Origin of the sequence: Streptomyces sp. NPDC051214, assembly GCF_040682375.1 — a bacterium.
Lineage (GTDB): Bacteria > Actinomycetota > Actinomycetes > Streptomycetales > Streptomycetaceae > Streptomyces.
The window spans coordinates 118,180-135,315 of record NZ_JBFBAT010000009.1 but is presented as its reverse complement, the minus strand read 5'-3'; the positions used below and the strand labels follow the sequence as shown (position 1 = coordinate 135,315).

At 72.6% G+C, this 17,136-nt stretch carries 18 protein-coding genes; 10 read left to right on the top strand and 8 right to left on the bottom strand.

The genetic code is table 11. The features are described 5' to 3' along the window. Window positions 1-6: 6 nt before the first annotated feature. Window positions 7-387 carry a phosphoribosyl-AMP cyclohydrolase gene (gene hisI, locus AB0M70_RS24255; protein WP_365822640.1) on the top strand — a complete coding sequence of 127 codons (381 nt, stop codon included), beginning with the start codon at window positions 7-9 and terminating at the stop codon, window positions 385-387. Here the strand turns inward: hisI and AB0M70_RS24250 are convergent. Continuing rightward, window positions 368-838: a hypothetical protein gene (locus AB0M70_RS24250; RefSeq protein ID WP_365822638.1), complete on the bottom strand. Its 471-nt coding sequence runs from the start codon at window positions 836-838 to the stop codon at window positions 368-370. The two genes, hisI and AB0M70_RS24250, sit on opposite strands and share 20 nt — an antisense overlap. A 78-nt stretch (window positions 839-916) precedes the next feature. Here AB0M70_RS24250 and AB0M70_RS24245 point away from each other — a divergent pair, with 78 nt between their 5' ends. From AB0M70_RS24245 to lgt, 9 genes are all read left to right on the top strand, one after another. Beyond that, window positions 917-2,419, top strand: a complete 1,503-nt coding sequence (locus tag AB0M70_RS24245; RefSeq protein WP_365822636.1) for an anthranilate synthase component I — start codon at window positions 917-919, stop codon at window positions 2,417-2,419. A 7-nt stretch (window positions 2,420-2,426) separates the two neighbouring features. Beyond that, window positions 2,427-3,095 (top strand): TIGR02234 family membrane protein, encoded by a 669-nt coding sequence (locus tag AB0M70_RS24240; protein WP_365822634.1) that lies wholly within the window; start codon window positions 2,427-2,429, stop codon window positions 3,093-3,095. A 102-nt stretch (window positions 3,096-3,197) separates the two neighbouring features. Then, window positions 3,198-3,437, top strand: a complete 240-nt coding sequence (locus tag AB0M70_RS24235) for an HGxxPAAW family protein (protein ID WP_365822632.1) — start codon at window positions 3,198-3,200, stop codon at window positions 3,435-3,437. A 93-nt stretch (window positions 3,438-3,530) separates the two neighbouring features. Next, window positions 3,531-3,974: a DUF2752 domain-containing protein gene (locus AB0M70_RS24230; protein ID WP_365822630.1), complete on the top strand. Its 444-nt coding sequence runs from the start codon at window positions 3,531-3,533 to the stop codon at window positions 3,972-3,974. 184 nt (window positions 3,975-4,158) lie between these two features. Beyond that, on the top strand, window positions 4,159-4,968 hold the full coding sequence (gene trpC / locus AB0M70_RS24225) for an indole-3-glycerol phosphate synthase TrpC (protein WP_365822628.1): 810 nt from the start codon (window positions 4,159-4,161) through the stop codon (window positions 4,966-4,968). 305 nt (window positions 4,969-5,273) lie between these two features. After that, the gene (gene trpB / locus AB0M70_RS24220; RefSeq protein WP_365822626.1) at window positions 5,274-6,560 is read left to right on the top strand and encodes a tryptophan synthase subunit beta; all 1,287 of its coding nucleotides are present in this window, start codon (window positions 5,274-5,276) and stop codon (window positions 6,558-6,560) included. After that, window positions 6,557-7,381 carry a tryptophan synthase subunit alpha gene (gene trpA / locus AB0M70_RS24215; RefSeq protein WP_365822624.1) on the top strand — a complete coding sequence of 275 codons (825 nt, stop codon included), beginning with the start codon at window positions 6,557-6,559 and terminating at the stop codon, window positions 7,379-7,381. Before trpB ends, trpA begins: the two co-directional genes overlap by 4 nt. 63 nt (window positions 7,382-7,444) lie before the next feature. Beyond that, window positions 7,445-8,221 carry a thioredoxin domain-containing protein gene (locus tag AB0M70_RS24210; protein ID WP_365822622.1) on the top strand — a complete coding sequence of 259 codons (777 nt, stop codon included), beginning with the start codon at window positions 7,445-7,447 and terminating at the stop codon, window positions 8,219-8,221. A gap of 111 nt (window positions 8,222-8,332) precedes the next feature. Next, window positions 8,333-9,304, top strand: coding sequence for a prolipoprotein diacylglyceryl transferase (gene lgt / locus AB0M70_RS24205; RefSeq protein WP_365822620.1), 972 nt, complete (start codon window positions 8,333-8,335; stop codon window positions 9,302-9,304). 71 nt (window positions 9,305-9,375) lie between these two features. On the opposite strand, the gene AB0M70_RS24200 is transcribed toward lgt, so the two are convergent. From AB0M70_RS24200 to AB0M70_RS24170, 7 genes are read right to left on the bottom strand one after another with little or no spacing between them, the layout of a single operon-like run. After that, window positions 9,376-10,233 carry a CoA ester lyase gene (locus AB0M70_RS24200; RefSeq protein WP_365822618.1) on the bottom strand — a complete coding sequence of 286 codons (858 nt, stop codon included), beginning with the start codon at window positions 10,231-10,233 and terminating at the stop codon, window positions 9,376-9,378. Further along, complete coding sequence (locus AB0M70_RS24195; RefSeq protein WP_365822616.1) at window positions 10,230-11,417, bottom strand: CoA transferase; 1,188 nt, start codon at window positions 11,415-11,417, stop codon at window positions 10,230-10,232. Before AB0M70_RS24195 ends, AB0M70_RS24200 begins: the two co-directional genes overlap by 4 nt. Then, the gene (gene rbsK / locus AB0M70_RS24190; protein ID WP_365822614.1) at window positions 11,414-12,322 is read right to left on the bottom strand and encodes a ribokinase; all 909 of its coding nucleotides are present in this window, start codon (window positions 12,320-12,322) and stop codon (window positions 11,414-11,416) included. Before rbsK ends, AB0M70_RS24195 begins: the two co-directional genes overlap by 4 nt. Next, window positions 12,319-13,704, bottom strand: coding sequence for an ADP-ribosylglycohydrolase family protein (locus tag AB0M70_RS24185; RefSeq protein ID WP_365822612.1), 1,386 nt, complete (start codon window positions 13,702-13,704; stop codon window positions 12,319-12,321). The genes rbsK and AB0M70_RS24185 overlap by 4 nt, the downstream gene beginning before the upstream one ends. Continuing rightward, the gene (locus AB0M70_RS24180; protein ID WP_365822610.1) at window positions 13,701-14,897 is read right to left on the bottom strand and encodes an ADP-ribosylglycohydrolase family protein; all 1,197 of its coding nucleotides are present in this window, start codon (window positions 14,895-14,897) and stop codon (window positions 13,701-13,703) included. The genes AB0M70_RS24185 and AB0M70_RS24180 overlap by 4 nt, the downstream gene beginning before the upstream one ends. Beyond that, window positions 14,854-16,098, bottom strand: coding sequence for an ADP-ribosylglycohydrolase family protein (locus AB0M70_RS24175; RefSeq protein WP_365822608.1), 1,245 nt, complete (start codon window positions 16,096-16,098; stop codon window positions 14,854-14,856). The genes AB0M70_RS24180 and AB0M70_RS24175 overlap by 44 nt, the downstream gene beginning before the upstream one ends. Continuing rightward, entirely contained in the window at window positions 16,095-17,084 is a 990-nt protein-coding gene (locus tag AB0M70_RS24170) for an ADP-ribosylglycohydrolase family protein (RefSeq protein WP_365822606.1), read from the bottom strand. The genes AB0M70_RS24175 and AB0M70_RS24170 overlap by 4 nt, the downstream gene beginning before the upstream one ends. Window positions 17,085-17,136 lie beyond the last annotated feature (52 nt).

Sequence of the window (17,136 nt, the reverse complement as noted above, 5' to 3'; positions counted from 1 at the left end):
GGCCCCATGACCGTCACACCTCCGCCCAGCAGCCTCGACCCCGAGATCGCCGCCCGCCTCAAGCGCGGCGCCGACGGCCTCGTCCCCGCCGTCGCCCAGCAGTACGACACCGGCGAGGTGCTGATGCTGGGCTGGATGGACGACGAGGCACTGCACCGCACGCTCACCACGGGCCGCTGCACGTACTGGTCGCGCAGCCGTCAGGAGTACTGGGTCAAGGGCGACACGTCCGGCCACTTCCAGTACGTGAAGTCCGTGGCCCTGGACTGCGACGCCGACACCGTCCTGGTCCAGGTCGACCAGATCGGCGCCGCCTGTCACACCGGCACCCGCACGTGCTTCGACGCCGACTCCCTCCCGGTCACCTTCACCGGCACCGAAGCGTGATCGTCTCGCCGTCCCGCAGCACGATGCGGGACGGGTCGCCGGCGACGGAGCGCCCGGCGACATCCGCGCGGCACTTCTCGCGTACGCCGCTCACGCCCCACTGGGTCATGAACTGACCCAGGGTGAAGTCGCGCCACTCCTCCGACTCCACGTGCAGGGTGCCGCTGGTGTCGTGCGTGTGCAGCGGGCTGTAGCGGGGCTTCGGGCCCGAGCGGTCGATGCCGATGTCCGCGGGGACCGTGACGGGACTGGCCCCCGAGTACACCTTCAGGGTGGTGTGGATGTGCATGTCCATCGCCTCGGAGTCGAGCATCTCCAGGCCGGCGGCGCGGACCCGCTCGGGCACGTTCTCGGGGGCGGGCCACACCACCGGCTCGGGAGCGGCGGCGGCCGCGAACGCGGTCGATGCGAGGAGGAGGGCGAAGGCGGGCAGCATACGTCGGTCGGTCATCGTCCCGTTCTAGTGGCACGGGCCCCGCCCGTCGGCCCGCGACACCGTCGGCCACCCGCACGGCCGTAAGCTCCTCCCATGGATCTCGAGACCTTCCGCAAGCTCGCGAGCGACCGCCGAGTGATCCCCGTCAGCCGCAGGCTCCTCGCGGACGGCGACACTCCCGTCGGGCTCTACCGCAAGCTCGCCGCAGAGCGGCCCGGCACGTTCCTCCTGGAGTCCGCGGAGAACGGCCGGTCCTGGTCTCGCTACTCCTTCGTCGGAGTCCGCAGCGCCGCCACCCTCACCAGCCGCGACGGCGAGGCCCACTGGCTCGGCACCCCGCCCGTCGGCGTCCCCACCTCCGGTGACCCGCTCGACGCCCTGCGCGCCACCGTCGAGGCCCTGCACACCCCGCGCGACCTGGCGTCCGGGATGCCGCCCTTCACCGGCGGGATGGTCGGATACCTCGGCTACGACATCGTGCGGCGCCTGGAGAAGATCGGCCCCGGCGAGCGCGACGACCTCAGGCTGCCCGAGCTGACCATGCTGCTCACCAGCGACCTCGCCGTCCTCGACCACTGGGACGGGTCCGTGCTCCTGATCGCCAACGCGATCAACCACAACGACCTCGAGACGGGCGTCGACGAGGCGTACGCCGACGCGGTGGCGCGGCTCGACGCGATGGAGGCCGACCTGTCGCGGGCCGTCTCCCAGCCCCCGGCGGCCCTGCCGCCTTCCGAGCTCCCCGAGTACACCGCGCTGTGGGGCGGCGAGCAGTACCAGGAAGCCGTCGAGGACATCAAGGAGCGCATCCGCGCGGGCGAGGCCTTCCAGGTCGTCCCCTCGCAGCGCTTCGAAACCCCTTGTGAAGCAAGCGCGTTGGACGTCTACCGCGTGCTCCGGGCCACCAACCCGTCGCCGTACATGTATCTCTTCCGCTTCGACGGCTTCGACGTGGTCGGCTCGTCCCCCGAAGCCCTCGTCAAGGTCGAGGACGGCCGCGCCATGGTGCACCCCATCGCGGGCACCCGGCCGCGCGGCGCGACCCCGCAGGAGGACCAGGCCCTCGCCGACGAGCTGCTGGCCGACCCCAAGGAGCGGGCCGAGCACCTGATGCTCGTCGACCTGGGCCGCAACGACCTGGGGCGCGTCTGCGAGCCCGGCTCGGTCGAGGTCGTCGACTTCATGTCCATCGAGCGGTACTCCCACGTCATGCACATCGTGTCGACGGTCACCGGACAGGTCGCCGAGGGCCGCACCGCCTTCGACGTCCTCACCGCCTGCTTCCCCGCGGGCACCCTCTCCGGCGCCCCCAAGCCGCGCGCGATGCAGATCATCGACGAGCTCGAACCCTCCCGGCGCGGCCTGTACGGCGGCTGTGTCGGATATCTCGACTTCGCGGGCGACTCCGACACCGCCATCGCCATCCGGACCGCGCTCCTGCGCGACGGCACGGCATACGTCCAGGCCGGAGCCGGGGTCGTCGCCGACTCCGACCCGGTGGCCGAGGACACCGAGTGCCGCAACAAGGCGGCGGCGGTTCTGCGGGCCATCCACACGGCGAACCGGCTGCAGCGCCCCGACGGGCGTGAGGGATAGTGGAGGGGTGACTTCTGCCGTACCTCCGCCCCGCACCCAGGCCGCCGACGCCGCCGATGCCGACGCCGAGCCCGAGACCCGGGCCCAGCGCAGCGGCCGGCGCAGCATCGCCGTCGCCCTGCTGTCCGGCGCGGTCGGCGCGGCCCTCGCCCTGCTCGCGTCCCGCCAGACCTGGGCCAACGGCACCGCTTCGGTGGCGGGTGGCGACCTGCCGCTGAGCGCCACGGGCAGCGATGTCACGGGCGTGCCCGCGGCCCTGGCGATAGTGGGCCTCGCCGCGCTCGTCGCCGTCTTCGCCGTCCGCAGGGCCGGGCGGATGCTCGTCTCGCTGCTCCTCGCGCTGAGCGGCGCGGGCACCGTGGCCGCCGCCCTCCTCGCCGCGGACGACAGCGGCGCCCTCGACGAGAAGGCCGCCGAGGCCTCCGGCGACGCCGCCGCCACGATCGGTGACCTCAGCCACACGGCCTGGCCGTACGCGGCGGCCGCCGCGGGCGCGCTCATCATGATCGCCGGGCTGCTCGCCCTGACGTACGGCCGCAACTGGCCCGCGATGTCGGGACGCTACGAACGCGACGGCGCCCCGCGCCCGCGCAAGGCGCCCAAGGTCGACCCGGACCGCCCCGAGGACCTGTGGAAGGCCCTCGACCGCGGCGAGGACCCGACGCGCGAGGCATGACCCCGCGCTCACGGCACGTGCGCGAGTACGGGACAATGGAGCGGTGAGCGTTCGGCTCACCCCACGCATCACCACCACGCATACAGCAACGAGGAGCAAGTCATGGCGGGCACGAGCCACGGACACACCCCGGCCGCCTGGACCGGTGTCATCATCGCCTTCATCGGTTTCTGCGTTTCGGGTGCCTTCATGGTGATGGCCAATCCGCTGGGCTTCTGGGCCGGCATGGTCATCATCGCCGTCGGCGGCGTCGTGGGCATGGCCATGCGTGCCGCGGGCCTGGGCCAGGCCAAGCGCAGCCCGCAGCCGAAGACGGGCCAGCTCGCGCACTCCGAAAGCTGATCTCCACGGCGTACGAGGAGGCGGTCGCGGCAGGTGCCGAGGCCGCCTCCTCTCGCGTTTCCCGTCGGGCGCAGGCCGCCGCCGAAGGGCACAATGCATCGGGTGAACGCTGAACCCGAGAGCGCGGCGCCACCCGCCGGCCCCGCACTGCGGCGCCTCGCCGTGCCCGTCGGCGTGCTCGGCTCGGTGATCGCCGCCTTCGCCTACGTCGGGACGGTCGACCCGAACGACCCCGGTCACTATCCCGCCTGCCCGCTGCTGCAGCTCACCGGCGTCTTCTGCCCCGGCTGCGGCGGTCTGCGCAGTGCGCACGCCTTCGTCCACGGCGACCTCGTCACGGCGCTCGGCGCCAACGCGCTCGCCGTCGTCGGGTACGGCGTCTTCGCGGTCCTGTGGACCCTCTGGGCGGCCCGCGCGGTGCGCGGACGGCCCCTGCGGATCGAGTTGGGGCCTGCGCAGCTGTACGGGCTCGGGGTGCTGATCGCCGTTTTCACCCTGGTGCGCAATCTGCCGTTCGGGGCATGGCTGCATCCCTGAATGCCGAGAAAGCCCAGGCAGCGGGGCCGGCGGGTGTCCAGGACGTGGGACTGGCGTCAACCGGATGCGGGGCCTTCGCCCTCCTGCGGATACCATCGCAGTGACCATCGGAATGCCGGATGAGGCAGCCGAACAGCTTGAGGTGCAAACAGCAGCTTCACCGTCAGGGAAGGGGGCCGCTCGCGTGAGTGTGCTCGACGAGATCATCGACGGAGTCCGTGCCGACCTCGCGGAACGGCAGGCGCGCGTCAGCCTCGACGAGCTCAAGGAGCGCGCGGCGAAGGCTCCTGCGGCCAAGGACGGGGTCGCCGCGCTGCGTGGCGACGGCGTCAAGGTCATCTGTGAGGTCAAGCGCTCCAGCCCGTCCAAGGGCGCGCTCGCCGCGATCGCCGACCCGGCCGGGCTCGCCGCCGACTACGAGGCGGGCGGCGCGGCCGTCATCTCCGTGCTCACCGAGGAGCGCCGCTTCGGCGGTTCGCTCGCCGATCTGGAGGCCGTCCGCGCCAAGGTCGACATCCCGGTGCTCCGCAAGGACTTCATCGTCACCTCGTACCAGCTGTGGGAGGCGCGGGCGTACGGCGCCGACCTCGCCCTGCTGATCGTGGCCGCCCTGGAGCAGCCCGCCCTCGAGTCGCTCATCGAGCGCGCCCATTCGATCGGCCTGTCGCCGATCGTCGAGGTGCACGACGAGGACGAGGCCGAGCGGGCCGTGGACGCGGGCGCGCGCATCATCGGCGTCAACAACCGCGACCTCAAGACCCTGAAGGTCGACCGCTCCACCTTCGAGCGTGTCGCGCCCGAGCTGCCGGACGACGTCGTCAAGATCGCCGAGTCCGGTGTGCGCGGGCCGCACGACCTCATCGCGTTCGCCAACGCGGGCGCCGACGCGGTCCTTGTCGGGGAGTCCCTGGTGACCGGCCGCGACCCGAAGGGCGCGGTCTCCGACCTGGTCGCCGCGGGCGCGCACCCGGCCCTGCGGCACGGGCGGAGCTGACCCCGCCATGTCCATCGCCGTCCGCCTCGCACCCGGCTGCCGCCCTCGCGGCTGCCGGGCGCCGGCGCGGCGTGTACGGGGCAGGCGGGTGCGGTACCACATCGGGGCGGAGCCGGGACAGATCCCTGGGATGCGATGGCAGGGCGGCGCCTTGAACGCCGCCGCGAGCTGAAGCGCCCCGTAAGGGGCGCGGGGAACTGCGCGACAAGCCCAGGACGGGCCGCAGTCGCGAGGAATCCCTGAACAGCAACGGCGCCAAGGCACACTCATGCCCGATGCCAACGCCAGCCTTAGCGAGGTTTCGCATGCCCAGCCAGTTCTTCATCCCGGACCCGGAGGGTCAAGTCCCCAGCGCCGAAGGCTACTTCGGCGCCTTCGGCGGCAAGTTCATCCCGGAGGCCCTCGTCGCCGCCGTCGATGAAGTCGCCGTCGAGTACGACAAGGCCAAGAACGACCCCGAGTTCGCCCGCGAGCTCGACGACCTCCTGGTCAACTACACCGGCCGCCCGAGCAGCCTCACCGAGGTGCCCCGGTTCGCCGAGCACGCCGGCGGCGCCCGCGTCTTCCTCAAGCGCGAGGACCTGAACCACACCGGCTCGCACAAGATCAACAACGTGCTCGGCCAGGCCCTGCTCACCAAGCGCATGGGCAAGACCCGCGTCATCGCGGAGACCGGCGCGGGCCAGCACGGCGTGGCGACGGCCACCGCCTGCGCCCTCTTCGGCCTCGAGTGCACCATCTACATGGGCGAGATCGACACCGAGCGCCAGGCCCTGAACGTGGCCCGCATGCGCATGCTCGGCGCCGAGGTCATCGCCGTGAAGTCCGGCAGCCGCACCCTGAAGGACGCCATCAACGAGGCGTTCCGCGACTGGGTCGCCAACGTCGACCGCACTCACTACCTCTTCGGGACCGTGGCGGGTCCGCACCCCTTCCCCGCCATGGTGCGTGACTTCCACCGCGTCATCGGGGTGGAGGCGCGGCGCCAGATCATCGAGCGCGCGGGCCGTCTTCCCGACGCCGCCGTCGCGTGCGTGGGCGGCGGCTCGAACGCCATCGGCCTCTTCCACGCCTTCATCCCGGACGCCGGTGTCCGGCTCATCGGGTGCGAGCCCGCGGGCCACGGCGTCGAGACCGGCGAGCACGCGGCCACGCTGACCGCCGGGGAGCCGGGCATCCTGCACGGCTCCAGGTCGTACGTCCTCCAGGATGAGGAAGGGCAGATCACCGAGCCCTACTCGATCTCCGCCGGACTCGACTACCCGGGCATCGGCCCCGAGCACGCCTACCTCAAGGACAGCGGACGCGGCGAGTACCGCGCGGTCACCGACGACGCGGCCATGCAGGCGCTGCGTCTCCTGTCGCGCACCGAGGGCATCATCCCGGCCATCGAGAGCGCCCACGCGCTCGCCGGGGCCCTTGAGGTGGGCAAGGAGCTCGGCAAGGACGGGCTGATCATCATCAACCTGTCCGGGCGCGGCGACAAGGACATGGACACGGCCGCCCGCTACTTCGGCCTGTACGACACGGACGCCGCCGTCGAGGCGGACGCGGGCGACGGCGCCGCGGAGATCGAGGGGGACGCCAAGTGAGCGGCAACATCCAACTGCTGGACGACACCCTCGCGGCCGCCAAGGCCGAGGGGCGCTCCGCCCTCATCGCCTACCTCCCGGCCGGATTCCCGACCGTGGACGGCGGCATCGCGGCCATCAAGGCCGTCTTCGACGGTGGCGCCGACGTCGTGGAGGTCGGCCTCCCGCACAGCGACCCGGTCCTCGACGGTCCCGTCATCCAGACCGCCGACGACATCGCGCTCAAGGCGGGCCTGAAGATCGCCGACGTGATGCGCACGGTGCGCGAGGCCCACGAGGCCACGGGCAAGCCGGTGCTGGTCATGACGTACTGGAATCCGATCGACCGCTACGGCGTCGAGCGCTTCACCGCCGAGCTCGCCGACGCGGGCGGCGCGGGCTGCATCCTGCCCGACCTGCCCGTCCAGGAGTCGGGCCTGTGGAGGGAGCACGCCGAGAAGCACGGACTCGCCACGGTCTTCGTCGTCGCGCCGAGCAGCAAGGACGAGCGGCTCGCCACCATCACGGCGGCCGGCTCGGGCTTCGTCTACGCGGCGTCGCTGATGGGCGTCACCGGCACCCGCGCCTCCGTGGGCGAGCAGGCGCAGGAACTGGTGCGGCGCACCAAGGCCACCACCGAGCTGCCGGTCTGCGTCGGCCTCGGGGTCTCCAACGCCGACCAGGCGGCAGAGGTCGCCGGCTTCGCCGACGGCGTGATCGTCGGGTCGGCCTTCGTGCAGCGGATGCTGGACGCCGAGAACGCCAACGACAGAGCCGCCGGACTGGACGCCGTCCGTGCGCTCGCCCGTGACCTCGCCCAAGGAGTTCGCGGCAACGCGTAACTCGTACGGGTGGACCTGGGACCGGGGAGGCACGCTCGTGCCTCCCCGGTTCGTTGGCGGGGTGTGAGCGAGAAGAACCGTGAGGGAAAGCGCGCGGCCCGCGACCGGCTGGCGGAAGAGCGAGAGCGGCAGAAGTCGCGGGACAAGCAGCGCAGGGTGTTGATCGTGAGTGCCGCCGTCGTGGGCGTCCTCGCGCTCGCCGCCGTGGCGGGTCTGGTCGCCGCCAACTCAGGTGACGACAAGGACACTTCGGGTCCGCTGTCGGTCCCCAAGGGGGCGGTCGGCGAGAATCAGCTCGCGATCCCCGTCGGCAAGGACAGCGCCAAGTCCACCCTCACCATCTGGGAGGACTTCCGCTGCCCCGCCTGCAAGCAGTTCGAGGACATGTACCGCAAGACCATCCACGAACTCACCGACAAGGGCCAGCTCAAGGTCGAGTACCACCTGGCGACGATCATCGACGGGAACATGGGCGGCAGCGGCTCCCTGCGCGCGGCCAACGCGGCCGCCTGCGCCCAGGACGCCGGGAAGTTCACCCCGTACCACGACGTGCTGTTCACGAACCAACCGCCGGAGACGGACGACGCGTTCAGCAAGAACAGCAAGCTGATCGAGCTCGCGGGCAAGGTGGACGGCCTCGTGAACGACACCTTCAAGAAGTGCGTGGACGACGGCAAGCACGACAGCTGGGCCCAGAAGTCGAACAAGGCCTTCCAGGAAGCGGGCCTGCAGGGCACGCCCAGCGTGCTGCTCGACGGCAAGAACATCTTCGGCGACCAGAAGAACCCGCTGACCCCGGCGAAGCTGAAGGCGAAGGTCGAGGAAGCCAACAGGGGCTGACCGCCTCCCGGCGCGGGGCTCTTCCGGGGCCCCGCCCGCCGGTCCTGTTATGGAGACGTAGCCGGGCTGGTTGCCCCGGGCACCACCCGGCACGGTAGCGTCGGACCTGCCATGGACCTTGCCTTCATTCCCAGCCCGTCACGCGGAGTGGTCGATCTCGGACCCATTCCGCTGCGCGCCTACGCGTTCTGCATCATCATCGGCGTCTTCGTCGCCGTCTGGCTCGGCAACAAACGGTGGATCGCTCGCGGGGGCCGCCCAGGCACCGTGGCCGACATCTCCGTCTGGGCCGTGCCCTTCGGCCTCGTCGGCGGGCGTCTCTACCACGTGATCACGGACTACCAGCTGTACTTCAGCGAGGGCCGTGACTGGGTGGACGCCTTCAAGATCTGGGAGGGCGGCCTCGGTATCTGGGGCGCGATCGCGTTCGGCGCGGTCGGTGCCTGGATCGGCTGTCGCCGGCGCGGCATCCCGCTGCCGGCCTGGGCCGACGCCCTCGCCCCCGGCATCGCCTTCGCCCAGGCGATCGGCCGCTGGGGCAACTGGTTCAACCAGGAGCTGTACGGCAAGGCCACGGATCTGCCGTGGGCCCTGAAGATCACGTCGGCGGAGGACGGCCGGGTCCCCGGCACGTACCACCCGACGTTCCTCTACGAATCCCTCTGGTGCATCGGCGTCGGCTTCCTGGTCATCTGGGCCGACCGCCGCTTCAAGCTGGGCCACGGCCGGGCGTTCGCCCTGTACGTCGCCTCGTACTGCGCCGGGCGCGGCTGGATCGAGTACATGCGCGTCGACGACGCACACCACGTGCTCGGCCTGCGGCTGAACGTCTGGACCGCCATCGCGGTGTTCGTGCTCGCCGTCGTGTACTTCGTGCTCTCCGCGAAGAAGCGCCCCGGCCGCGAGGAGATCGTCGAGCCCGTGCCCGAGGACGAGGTGGCCTCGGACGACGCGTCGCCCAAGACCGAGGACACGGTCACGGACACCGACAAGGCCGTGGACGAGGACGAGGACGAGGACAAGGGCAAGGCCGAAGACGGGGACAAGGACGGAGCCGGAGCCGAGTCCGCCAAGAAGGGCTGACGAGGCTTTCCTCTCTCGTACGTCGACGGGGCCGCCTGATCACTGATCCGGCGGCCCGTCCGCATGAACGCCTACGGCCGCCGCCGAGCCAGGTCCAGGACCCGCCGCGCCCCGTCCACCACGGCCTTGTCCACGAACGTGCCGTCCGGCAGCGCCAGGGCGCCCGCCTCCGTCGTCGACGCCTTGACGATCTGCTCGGCGTGGTCGATCTCCTCTGGGGTGGGGAGGTAGGCGCGTTCGATGGCCGGGAGCTGGCGGGGATGGATCGCGGCGCGGCCGAGGAACCCCAGGGCACGGCCGTGCGCGCAGGACGCCGCCAGGCCCTGGATGTCACGGATGTCGGCGTACACCGACTGCGCGGGCGGTGCGAGGCCCGCGGCCCTGGCGGCCACCACCACGCGCGAGCGAGGCCAGTCGAGGCCCGCCTCCTCGCGTACTCCCAGGTCCGCGCGGAGGTCGGCCTCGCCGAGGGAGAGGCCGTGCAGGGCCGGGTGCGCGGTGGCGATGGCGAAGGCGTGCTCCAGGCCGACGGCCGACTCGATCAGGGCGTGCAGGGCGGGGGCGCCGCCGTCCGCCGGAGCCGACCGCTCGGCGACGCGCACGACGTCGGCGGGGCAGGTCACCTTCGGCAGGCGGAGACCGGAGACGCCGGGCAGGTGCGCGAGCGCGCGGAGGTCGGCCTCGGCGAGCGGGCCGTCCAGGGCGTTCACGCGGACGTGGACCGGGACGGCGGGAGGCTCGGAGAGCAGCTCGGCCGTCGCCGCCCGCGCGTACTCCTTGCGGTCGGGGGCGACCGCGTCCTCCAGGTCGACGATGACGACGTCGGCGCCCGCGAGCAGCGCCTTCGCCACGACGGAGGGCCGGTCTCCCGGTGCGTAGAGCCAGGTCAGGGGGGTGCCCCGCGCCGTGTCCCTCGCCGCTCCTCTCACAGGGCGCCCTCCTTGCGCAGCCCGGCGATCTCCCCTTCCGTCAGGCCCAGTTCGGTCAGGACAGCCTCGGTGTCCGCTCCGTGCGGGCGGCCCGCCCAGCCGATCGAGCCGGGGGTCTCGGAGAGGCGGAAGAGGACGTTCTGCATGCGCAGCGGGCCGAGCTCCGGGTCGTCGACCGTGGTGACGGTGTCCAGGGCCGCGTACTGGGGATCGGTCATCACGTCGCGTACGTCCTGGATGGGGGCGACCGCGGCCTCCGCCTTCTCGAAGGCCTCGATCACCTCGTCGCGGGTGTGCAGGGCGATCCAGCCGCCGACCGCACCGTCGAGCTCGTCCGCGTGGGCCGCGCGGTCCGCTCCCGTCGCGAACCAGGGTTCGGCGATCAGTTCCGGGCGGCCCACCAGGCGCATCACGCGCTCCGCGATCGACTGGGCGGAGGTGGAGACGGCGACCCAACGGCCGTCCGCCGTGCGGTAGGTGTTGCGGGGCGCGTTGTTGGTGGAGCGGTTGCCGGTGCGGGCCTGTACGTGGCCGAGCTGGTCGTACCAGAGCGGCTGCGGGCCGAGGACCGTGAGGATCGGCTCGATGATCGCCATGTCGACCACCTGGCCCTTGCCCGTACGGTCGCGGGCCGCGAGTGCCGTCATCACCGCGTACGCCGTCGCGAGGCCCGCGATCGAGTCGGCGAGGCCGAAGGGCGGCAGGGTCGGCGGCCCGTCGGGCTCGCCGGTGATCGCGGCGAAACCGCTCATCGCCTCGGCGAGGGTGCCGAAGCCGGGGCGGCGGGAGTACGGGCCGAACTGGCCGAAGCCCGTGACGCGGGTCAGGACGAGGCGGGGGTTGGCCGCGCTCAGCTCCTCCCAGCCCAGGTCCCACTTCTCCAGGGTTCCCGGACGGAAGTTCTCGACGACCACGTCCGCGGTGGCGGCAAGGCGCAGAAGGGTCGCGCGGCCGCCGGGCGTGGAGAGGTCGAGGGTCATCGTGCGCTTGTTGCGGCCCAGGATCTTCCACCAGAGACCGACGCCGTCCTTTGACGGGCCGTGCCCACGGGACGGGTCGGGCTTGCGCGGGTGCTCGACCTTGATGACCTCCGCGCCGAAGTCGCCGAGCATCGTGGCGGCGAGGGGGCCCGCGAAGAGCGTCGCCAGGTCGAGGACGCGGAGCCCGGCGAGGGGCGCGGTCATGAGGCGGTGCCGTTCGCCTGGGTGTCGATCTCGGCACGGAACGGCATGGACGACGACGCCCCCGGGCGCTGGACGGAGAGCGCGGCGGCCGACGACGCCCAGGTGAGCGCATCCCGCACGGAGCCGCCCTCGGCGAGCGCCACCGCGAGGGTGCCGACGAAGGTGTCGCCCGCGCCGGTCGTGTCCACGGCGGTGACGTGCGGGGCCTCGACCATGACCGGCTCGGCGCCCCTGGCCGCGTACAGGCTGCCGCGCGAACCGAGCGTGACGACGACCTCGGGGACCTGGGAGAGGAGCGAACGGGCGGCGTCGTGCGGATCGGTCAGTCCGGTGAGGGTGGCGACCTCGTATTCGTTCGGCACCAACAGGTCGATGGAGTCCAGGAGTTCGGGGGGCAGGGGCTGGGCGGGTGCCGGGGTGAGGATGGTGCGCACGCCGTGCCTGCGGGCGGCCCGCGCGGCGGCGAGCACCCCCTCCACGGGGATCTCCAGCTGGAGCAGGAGGGTGTCGGCGGAGGTGATCAGGCCCTCGTCACCGGGGGCGAGCGCGGTGAGCGTGGCGTTGGCGCCGGGGATGACGACGATCGCGTTGCCGCCCTCGTCGTCGACCACGATGTGCGCGGTGCCGGTGGCCGCGGTGTCCACGGTGCGCAGCAGGTCGGTGTCGACGCCGGAGTGTTCGAGCGCGCTGCGCAGCTGGGTGCCGAACGCGTCGGCGCCGACCGCGCCGATCATCGACACGGCGTCGGCGCCCGCGCGGGCCGCGGCGACGGCCTGGTTGGCGCCCTTGCCGCCGGGCAGCGTGCGGAACTCGCGCCCGGTGACGGTCTCCCCGCGCTGCGGTGCCTTGGCGACGTACGCGACGAGGTCCATGTTCGTGCTGCCGAGCACGGCGATGTGGGTCATGGGTGGGGCCTCTCCTGGGTCTCGTGGGCGAGTTCGGTGGTGAGGTCGGCGAGGGTGTCGAAACCGATGCCGTCGAAGCCGTGGACGGAGCTGGCCAGGCGGTTCTTGAGCGGGGCGGTCCAGCGGTCCGGGAGCGCGTCCGGGTGGCCCGCGAGCAGGCCCGCGATCGAGCCCGCGGTGGCGCCGTTGGAGTCGGTGTCCCAGCCGCCGGACACCGCGCGCGTGATGGAGCCGGTGAAGTCGCCGTCGGCGTGGGTGAGGGCGGCGGCCAGGAGGGCGGCGTTGGGGATGACGTGGACCCAGTGGAGGTGGGCGTGGGTGGCGTGCAGGGTGTCCACGACGTGGTCGAAGTGTCGTGTGTCGCGGGCCAGTTGGATGCCGTGGCGGATCGCGCGGGACAGGCGTGAGTCCTGCGGTACGACGGTGAGGCCCGTGCGCAGGCAGTGGTGGACGTCTCCGGTGCCTGCCGCCGCCTCGGCGATGGTGGCCGCGGCGAACATCGCGCCGTACACGCCGTTGGCGGTGTGCGTGAGGGTGGCGTCGCGGCGGGCCTGGTCGGCGGCGGCCTCGGGTGCGCCCGCGTTGGTCCAGCCGTGGACGTCGGCGCGGATCAGGGCGCCGATCCACTCGCGGAACGGGTTGTGGTGGGTGGCGGTGTGCGGGGGCTCGATGCCGTTGAGGAGGTTGCGGTAGGCGACGCGTTCGGCGGTGAAGGTGCGGGCCGCGGGGAGCTCGTCCAGCCAGAGCTTCGCCACGTCCGTGGTGGTGAAGTTCCTGCCGTGGCGTTGGAGGAGACGGAGGTTGAGGAGGGGGTAGTTGAGGTCGTCGTCCTCGGGCATGCCGTCGATGTTCTCGGCGAGGGAGGTTGGGGCGGAGCGTTTGTTCCAGGGGTGGGCTTCTTTTAGCTCCGGGGGGAGGCCTTTCTCCGTGAACCAGGTGGTGAGGGGCCAGTTGCCTGTTGCTTTGGCGAGGCTGCGGATGGCGGTGAGGGGGAGTTTCTCCACCGGTTTGCCCAGGAGGCAGCCTGCGGCTCTGCCTAGCCAGGCGGCGTGGAGGCGGGGGCGGAGGGCTTCGTTTTCCCCGCTGTGTCCCATCAGCGCGCTCCGCGCGCGGGCGCCCCTTCCCGAAACCGCCGCTCCGCCCTGCGGAACGCCTGCCCACAACACGGGCGGCTGCGACAGTTCGGTCAGTAGCTCTTCCGCGAAGGCCCGTAGCTCGGGTGTGGGTGGTGTGGGGGACGCCCCTGCTCTGGCAGGGGCCAAGTGGCCGCCTGCCGTCAGCCAGCGAGAACGTACGGAACGGACGTCCTTGCCCTCCTCCTCCGACTGGCGGAGTTCGTGGCCGATCAAGTCCTCCGGCTGGACCCAGGTGAGGCGGATCATGGGGTGGCCGTCAGGGCCGCGTACGCCGACTCGTGGGCTCGGCGGCGGCGTACGTCGCGGGTGAAGATCTCCTGGGTGACCTCCGCGAGCGTCGCCGCGGGGGCGTGCAGGTCCAGGCGGCTCGCCTCCGCGACCGTCTTCGACCACTCGGCCGGTGCCTCCGAGCCGAGCGCGCCGGCGAGCGCGCCGCTCATGGTGGCGATGGAGTCGCAGTCACGGCCGTAGTTGACCGAGCCGAGCACCGTGTGGCGGTAGTCGGCGTCGCCCACCAGGAGCATGCCGAGTGCGACGGGGAGTTCCTCGATGGCGTGCAGGCGGGAGGGGCGGCGGGCCCCGAGCGAGGGGGCGCGGTAGTCCGGGCCGACCGTGTCGAAGGGGGTGACGGCGGTGCGGAGGGGGACGAGTGCCGACTCGAAGTCCGTGTGGTGGGCGGCGACTTCGACCGCCGATTCGATCGCGGCCCGCGTGCCGTCCTTCGCGAGGGAGAGCGCGGTGTCGATCACTGAGGTCGGGGTCGCGCCGGGCGCGCAGGCCGCCGCCACCGCCGCCGCGAAGACCGCGGCTGCCTCGCGTCCGTACGAGGACTGATGGGCGCCCGCGACATCGAGGGCCTCGGCGTACGCACCCGCCGGGTTCGCCGCGTTGACCAGGCCGACCGGGGCCATGTACATCGCGGCGCCGCAGTTGACGATGTTTCCCGTGCCCGCCTCGCGTGGGTCGACGTGCCCGTAGTGGATGCGGGCGACGATCCACTTCTCGGCGAGGAACAGGCGGTGCAGGGGGATGGCCTCCGTCTCGAGTTCCGGGATCCAGCGCGGGTGCGTCATGAGGTCGGGGACCAGGTGGTCGGCGACCGCGTAGGCGTCCAAGTGGTCGCGGACGGCGGCGTACACGCGGATGAGCGCGTGCGTCATCAAGGTGTCGTCGGTGACGTGCCCGTCGCCCTTGTGGTACGGCGCGACGGGGCGGGCGGTGCGCCACTGGTCGCCGTTCCAGGGGCCGACGATGCCGTGGACGCGGCCGCCGTGCCGTTCGACGATCTGTTCGGGGGAGTACCCCTCGACGGGGCCGCCGAGGGCGTCGCCCACTGCCGCACCGACCAGGCAGGCGGTGATCCGCTCGGACAGGGGCAGGTCGGTGGGGTGCAGCTCAGTGGCCGGGGTCCGGAGTGTTCGGGGCGTTGGTGACGTCATGTCGGAATTGTCCTCCCGGGATGGTCAGTTCCGTGGCTGCGATGTGCCCGGCGAGTTCCACCAGGTCGGTGCCCGCGAGGCGGGGGAGCGCGCAGCCGGAGAGGGTGCGGCAGGCGTCGCGCCAGGACTCGGGGATGGCGGTGGCGGTGCCGAGTACCCCGGTCAGGGCGCCGGCCAGGGCGGGGGCGGAGTCGGCGACGCGGGAGAGGCAGGCGGCGGCAGGGACCGCGTCACGGATGCGGCCGCGGGCCGCGGTGGTCAGGGCGAGGGCGACCGGGACGGTCTCGGCGGCGGCGATGCCGTAGCTGTAGACGTGGTCGACGATCTGGTGCTCCAGGAGCGGGACGAGACCGAACGCGCCGTCATCGGGCTGGCTGCGGGCGAGCTTGACGGCGTGCCAGGCGTTGCGGCCGATCTCGGTGTGCTCCGGGAGCTGGGCGAGAGCGGCGTCCACGGTGGCGTCGACGTCCGCGCCGCCGAGTGCCGCGGCGATGGCGGCGGCCATGGCGCGGGCGCCGTGCACGCCGTCGCCGTCCTGGGAGTAGCGGGCGTCGAACTCGGCCAGGGCGGCGGCCTGTTCGGGCGCGCCGGGGTGGACGAGGGCGAGGACGCAGGCGCGTACGCAGGCGGCGTCGTCGAAGAAGTGGGGGTTGTCGTGGCCGGTGGCGGGCGGGCGCAGGCCGGTGGCGAGGTTGCCGAGGCCCGCGCGTACGGAGATGCGGGCGCGCAGGGGGAGTACGGCCGACTCGACCTCGGGGGCGCGGGCCGAAGCGGCGGCGATCTCGCTGGCGAGGGTGTTCCAGGCGAGGTCGAGCGCCGCGCGGACCCGGCGGTCCGGGGACAGCCGGGGGTCGAGCGTCCCGTCCGCCGCGCGGAGCAGTGACTCGGCGGCGAAGGCGGCCCATTCGGCGTCGTCGGAGGGGCCGAGGCGGAGGGGTTCCGGGGGCTGGTTGAGCGCGATGGGGACGGGGAGTGTGGTGGTGGCGTTCTGCTCGGCGAAGGTGTCCAGTTCGCGGGTCAGCCTGCGGGTCCACTCGGGCATGCGGGCGGCGCGGTGCCTGGCGGCGGGCCAACCGGCGGCGTCGCCCGCGGCGAGGCCGAGCAGCAGCCCCTCGATCTTCGCGGCGGAGACTGCTGCGGGGTAAACGGGTGGGTGGGTGGGAGAAATCCGCCGCGAAGCGGCGGGCTTGTCCTCCGTCATGAGACCCCCAGGTCAGAGACAAGCAACTCCGCCACGTCCAGCACGTGATGCCCCCGCATCGAGGGGAGACAGCTGCCCCGCACAGGGCCGATCGCCGCCCCCCACGCCGGGGGAATCGCCGAGGCCCCGCAGAACGCCCCGGCCAACGCCCCCGCCACCGCGGCAGTCGTATCCGCGTCCCGCCCCATGTTCACGGCGGTGAGCACCGCACCGGAGAACTCCCCGGCGGCAGCCGCGTACGCCCCGAAGGCGAGCCCCACCGCCTCGGGGGCGAGGTCGGTCCAGGGGTAGCCGCCGATCACCACCGCGGAGCGGACCGCGCGCTCGCCCCGGTGGGCCACCGCCACCGCCCGTCGCAGCGAGCGGGACGTCCAGCAGTCCTCCGGGATGACGGACAGGGCCGCGGCCACCACGGAGTCCACCGGCTCGCCGCCCATCGCCGCCGCGACCCCCGCGGCCACGGCCTGCCCGCCGTAGATGCCCTCGCCGTCATGGCTGACGGAGCCGTCGATCGCCACGAGCCGGGCCGCTTCGGCGGGGTGCCCCGCGGCGAAGACCCCGAACGGGGCGGCCCGCATCGCGAGGCCGTCGCTCCAGGCGTGCCGGTGCTGGGCGGAGATCGGCGCCGCGAGCCCCCGCCGCAGGTTCTCCAGCGTGCCCCGCTCGCTGAAGCCCGCGCCCCGGAAAGGCCCTTCGTCGAGGTCCGCGATCCACTCGTGCCAGGCCGCCTCGACATGCGCGACGGTGAGGGCGGAGCCGTGCCGGGCCAGGAGGAGCCCGGAGAAGATCGCGTACTCGGTGTCGTCCGTGCCGGCGGGATGCTCGGCGACGTACCCGGTGATGCGTCCCCAACGGCGGCGGATCTCCGACGGCTTCATGTTCTCGGCGGGCGCGCCCAGCGCGTCGCCGACCGCGAGGCCGAGAAGGGCGCCGCGCGCCCGCTCTCCCAGGCCGATCGCTCCTGTCACACCGGTCGAGCTCGTCATGCCGTGCCTCCATGGTGCGAAGACGTTGCGGGTATCCCTGCCACGCGGCGCC

Excerpts from the sequence above, each read along its gene's own strand:
- hisI (WP_365822640.1), top strand. The coding sequence starts at position 7 with ATGACCGTCACACCTCCGCCCAGCAGCCTCGACCCCGAGATCGCCGCC.
- AB0M70_RS24250 (WP_365822638.1), bottom strand. The coding sequence starts at position 838 with ATGACCGACCGACGTATGCTGCCCGCCTTCGCCCTCCTCCTCGCATCG.
- AB0M70_RS24245 (WP_365822636.1), top strand. The coding sequence starts at position 917 with ATGGATCTCGAGACCTTCCGCAAGCTCGCGAGCGACCGCCGAGTGATC.
- AB0M70_RS24235 (WP_365822632.1), top strand. The coding sequence starts at position 3,198 with ATGGCGGGCACGAGCCACGGACACACCCCGGCCGCCTGGACCGGTGTC.
- AB0M70_RS24230 (WP_365822630.1), top strand. The coding sequence starts at position 3,531 with ATGCATCGGGTGAACGCTGAACCCGAGAGCGCGGCGCCACCCGCCGGC.
- trpB (WP_365822626.1), top strand. The coding sequence starts at position 5,274 with ATGCCCAGCCAGTTCTTCATCCCGGACCCGGAGGGTCAAGTCCCCAGC.
- lgt (WP_365822620.1), top strand. The coding sequence starts at position 8,333 with ATGGACCTTGCCTTCATTCCCAGCCCGTCACGCGGAGTGGTCGATCTC.
- AB0M70_RS24195 (WP_365822616.1), bottom strand. The coding sequence starts at position 11,417 with ATGACCGCGCCCCTCGCCGGGCTCCGCGTCCTCGACCTGGCGACGCTC.
- rbsK (WP_365822614.1), bottom strand. The coding sequence starts at position 12,322 with ATGACCCACATCGCCGTGCTCGGCAGCACGAACATGGACCTCGTCGCG.
- AB0M70_RS24185 (WP_365822612.1), bottom strand. The coding sequence starts at position 13,704 with ATGATCCGCCTCACCTGGGTCCAGCCGGAGGACTTGATCGGCCACGAA.
- AB0M70_RS24180 (WP_365822610.1), bottom strand. The coding sequence starts at position 14,897 with ATGACGTCACCAACGCCCCGAACACTCCGGACCCCGGCCACTGAGCTG.
- AB0M70_RS24175 (WP_365822608.1), bottom strand. The coding sequence starts at position 16,098 with ATGACGGAGGACAAGCCCGCCGCTTCGCGGCGGATTTCTCCCACCCAC.
- AB0M70_RS24170 (WP_365822606.1), bottom strand. The coding sequence starts at position 17,084 with ATGACGAGCTCGACCGGTGTGACAGGAGCGATCGGCCTGGGAGAGCGG.